We start from the raw sequence: 4,068 nt of genomic DNA on the forward strand, positions 1-4,068 counted from the left end.
GACTTACCACTACTACGCACATTTGGGGGGTAGTCGATGCAATACGACATCGATCCGGAAGCTTCAGGGCAAATAATTGAAAGCGCAGTGAGCATTATCGATGACCTTAAAATCGCCATCGGTGAAGCTGACTCCGCAATCTCGACAACCGGGAGCGCCCTCCAGTACAGCCCTAAGAGCCAATCCGCAATGAACCCCTATCTGGAAGACATCGTCAAAGGGTCCGTCAAGGCTTCACAAGGCACGGCCTACAACACGATCAACTGCACCATCGAAGCTCTCACCTCATACTGCCAAGGTGATGCCACTATGAGTTCAAACTCCGGGAGCGCCAGCGCGAGCATCGGTGCCACTGACATGCCAGGAGGGACCGCCAATGGATCTTGAGCTTCCCGATATCGACAACCCCGCCGCGGTAACCAGCCTCGCCTCTGAAGTCGAGTCTGTCGGCACGCGCACTTTTGACCTAGTGTCCTCTGCACAGGAGACCTGGTACAACCTGTCCGGCACCTATCGCGCGCCCGAAGCAGAGGCCGTGTACAACGGTATGCGTGAACCACTCAAGTTCGCCTCGGCACTCCAGGTCAGTACCAAGCTGGCCAAGCGCGCTCTTGATGAATATGCCGCGAAACTTGTCGAGTTCCACGTTCGCAAAGCCCAGTTAGAGGTTGAAATCATGGCAGCTCAGCTTGCCATGGCACGGGCCCTAGCTATGCCCAGAACGAAGACAGAGAAAAACTCTGACGGCGAAAACGAAGAAGTCCCGAACGAAGAGCGCGAGGAAGCGATCGCCGACGCCCAGGACAAGCTCGAACACCTCGAGAACGAAGTGAAGAAGCTTCGAGATGACATGGACAAGGCCGACTCGGCACTCGCAAGTACGCTCGACGGCAGCGCGACAAATGTGACTAAAGGCGGGCCTGCGACCCCCAATGACCCCTTCGAGCGGTTGCGTCAGGGTGCACTGGACTCGATAAAGGACACCTTTTTACTCGTCGGTGATTTACTAAAGCTTGAGGTCAAGGGCGCTAAGTTTCTGTGGAATAACCGCGACGAAATTCTGAAAGCGGCGAGGGGGCTTGACGACTTCTTCGAAAACGGTGGCTTAGATCGAATGAAGAGCACTGTTGCTAGGGCCCTCATGAAGTTCAGGTCCCGAGACATAGGTTCGGCGGCCCTACGTGGGACAAAGAACCTGTTAGCAGGCGAGTACCGCGATTTCAAGACGGACCCTGCTTATTACATCGGCGGGTTTATTCCTGACGCCATCACGTCCGTGTTCACTGGCGGGGGTGCGGGCGCCCTCAAAATCGGTGTTACTTCCACTGCAAAGGCTACCGCCGGACTCGCCGCCAAGGGCGGGGCTAAAGCCGCCGCCGGCGCAGCAATCAAAGGAGCCGGAGGCGTTGGAACCAAAGGCGCAGCGACGCTCGGCATTGGTGCCGCTGCTCGCCGGAGCGCGAAGAATGCCGGCAGAAACGCTGGCGACGCAATCGCTAAAGCGGGAACGCGCGGTGCAACTAAGCATTTCGATGACGCCGCAAGGGTTGGCCGTAAACGAACTGCTCACACACACCCCAACCGTTCGGCAATCGACGCTAGCAAGAGCGTTAGTCCAGCCCACTCTGGGGCTGGCGCTCCGGCCAAGAGCCACTTCGCGACTCAAGCAGTTGACAATGCTGATGGACCACACATCAAGGATCGTTTCGGACGGAATTCAGGAGAACCTCTCACCTTCGTCGACGGTCGCAACGCCGCAAACGTCGGTGTAGACGACCGACTGCTCCGTGAATCACGAGATGCTCACAAATACCATCAGGGAGGCCCTCTGGGCGCTGTTACCGAGAATATTGATTCAGCGCACACCCCTCAGCCACACTCTGGTTTCGCAAGGCACCATTACGTGAATGACTCCCCCATTCCCCCGAGCCCCAGCATGCCGGCGAACGAGTTCTACGCCTCGCGTGCACGTGCGTCCATGATTGAGGATGCCACTTTGCACGGGGATTATGACCGAGTTGAGTATCTTCAGAAACTGGACGACAGCGCTATTAAGGCGGAACATCAGCAGTTCAGTTTCGATAAATACGTCGAACGCCACACAGTCGATGGTTCCGAGTTCGAATTCAAGAACAACCTCGAAAGGGATCCGCTCAAACAGTGGCGCGATGCGAACCTTACCCACGAAATAAACGAAGGCGGCTACAAGCCCAAGTCGAACGAGCTTCTTCCCGAAGGCGGCCTGCCCGAAAAAATCGATCGTCCGCGCGGGTACGCTCCAGACCCGAAGGTTCACGTTGCTGACTACGTCAACGAAAACCTTCGTGAAGTGACAGTCGAAGTCGGGCAAAACAAAGTTGTCCACCGGATTTACCCGGACTACATGGAGACTGAAGCTATTGTTCTCGAAAAGTTCACCGCCGTGAAGCGCCTGGATGGCCCGGCCGCACGTGAGTGGATTAAAGAGATCGGAAAGCTCACCAACGACGAGGCCGGCCACATGATGACACACATGTACGCACCAAACTCGGGAATTGGGAATTATCTACCTCAATTCACCGACGTCAACAAAAAGACGATTTGGGGTATCGAGACGTCACAGATGGACGCGATCATGAAGGAAGATACGTTCACACACTTCTCGACACGCGCTACGCTCGACCCCACTGGACGGCCGGAGAACTACCACGCGATCGCCGACTTCTACGACCGCGAGACCGGAAACCAGTGGCTAAGGATCGACGGTGCCATGCCGAACGGTGAACACCCGATCTTCGACCGCAACCCGGCCAAGTCGGAACTTCCGATGAAGCACATCGATTTCCGCGCCGAGAACCTGAGTGAGGTCAAACGCAACGCGCTCGAGTCCGGCTCAGTGAACTGGCTGCACTTCGACTTGGTCAAGAATCCGTAGGAAACAGGGATAGATCACCCCTTCACAAATCGATAGACTTCACATATGACTACAATTCATGCACCTTGGGCGGGGACTCCCACTGAGCGTTTCGAATATTGCGTGCGAAGGGGCCTCGAAGAAACGGATCGTCTCGAATCCTTGACGATCTTCCTCGTTCACACGATAACAGGCGAATTTTTCGACACCTCGCTCGCCAAATTTGCGGGCAAGGATCCCTACACCGTGAACCTCGCATTCGGCAAGGACCAGCGTAAGCTCCTGCTAGAAGTCTTCCTCGAAAAGCAGGTGCACATTGACACGGCAGCGACCCTCGTCGTGCGGTTCGACCTCGAGCAAGACACATTCGTTTACAATTACGTGGATAATTTTGGAGGCGACGAGCAACCCGTGAGCACTCAGGACCTCCTCGAACTCGCAGAGGAGCTACGTAAGCAATGACCCAAAACCCCTCGCACGATAGCAGTAGCCTTTCTCGCGACGAGGATAAGCGTCTCCGGGAGCTTGCGGAAGCCCTCCAACTCGACGTTCAAGATTTCACTGGCGAGTGGGATGCGTTCACCGCGGTCTTCACAGTCGCCGACGGTCTCGACGGTCTCACGCTTCAGCAAGTCGATCCAATTTTCTACTTGAAGAACGGCGCCTTCACTCACGGCGTGTTCTCTCGCAAAATTCTCGAAGTTCCTGTTGTTCGATATGTGGAGGCCCGATCACATGATCGGCCCTTCGACATCGCCGTCGTCTTTTTCACGTACGACGCGGAAACCAAGGGCATCGAAACTCGCGTGTTCTGGAATAACGAGGCCGTCACATTCCTCGTCACCCCCGACACATGGACCAGCGTGGCGCAGGTTGCGAATCCGTATCGCGAAAAGAAAGCCTAAAAGCAGCGCACCCCAAGCACACCGGCCTCCGCAGTGGCATCACCCAGCGGGAGCCACGACGCCTTAGTCGTCTCCTAACAATGCGCCGCTGGAGGAAAACGTTGCCTTAACGGCCGGCACCTCAAGCGCAATTCATAGGCGAAGACAGCGTTTTGAGTGCAGCTTCACCCAGCCCTGGCGTGAACATACGGTGGCGGGTGAACATCGCGGAAATTTCTTGCAAAATGGTTTCTCTTCGGGTGGTGCACGACACGTCGGCTCTGTACTTTA

Annotated in this window: 4 protein-coding genes; all 4 read left to right on the forward strand. The window is 56.0% G+C overall.

Features of this window, described 5'->3' with window-relative positions; translation table 11 throughout:
• The first annotated feature begins 36 nt into the window (after positions 1 to 36).
• Genes DEHOM01_RS09540 through DEHOM01_RS09555 form a run of 4 tightly spaced genes read left to right on the forward strand, consistent with a single transcriptional unit; the run spans position 37 to position 3,798 of the window.
• Positions 37 to 387, forward strand: coding sequence for a DUF6507 family protein (locus tag DEHOM01_RS09540; protein ID WP_016663634.1), 351 nt, complete (start codon positions 37 to 39; stop codon positions 385 to 387).
• The gene (locus tag DEHOM01_RS09545) at positions 377 to 2,914 is read left to right on the forward strand and encodes a hypothetical protein (protein ID WP_061212559.1); all 2,538 of its coding nucleotides are present in this window, start codon (positions 377 to 379) and stop codon (positions 2,912 to 2,914) included. The genes DEHOM01_RS09540 and DEHOM01_RS09545 overlap by 11 nt, the downstream gene beginning before the upstream one ends.
• Positions 2,915 to 2,959: 45 nt before the next feature.
• The gene (locus DEHOM01_RS09550; RefSeq protein WP_156468350.1) at positions 2,960 to 3,355 is read left to right on the forward strand and encodes a hypothetical protein; all 396 of its coding nucleotides are present in this window, start codon (positions 2,960 to 2,962) and stop codon (positions 3,353 to 3,355) included.
• Positions 3,352 to 3,798 carry a hypothetical protein gene (locus DEHOM01_RS09555; RefSeq protein WP_061212561.1) on the forward strand — a complete coding sequence of 149 codons (447 nt, stop codon included), beginning with the start codon at positions 3,352 to 3,354 and terminating at the stop codon, positions 3,796 to 3,798. Before DEHOM01_RS09550 ends, DEHOM01_RS09555 begins: the two co-directional genes overlap by 4 nt.
• Positions 3,799 to 4,068 lie beyond the last annotated feature (270 nt).

The sequence above is a fragment of the Dermabacter hominis NBRC 106157 genome (assembly GCF_001570785.1).
GTDB classification, from domain to species: Bacteria; Actinomycetota; Actinomycetes; order Actinomycetales; family Dermabacteraceae; genus Dermabacter; species Dermabacter hominis.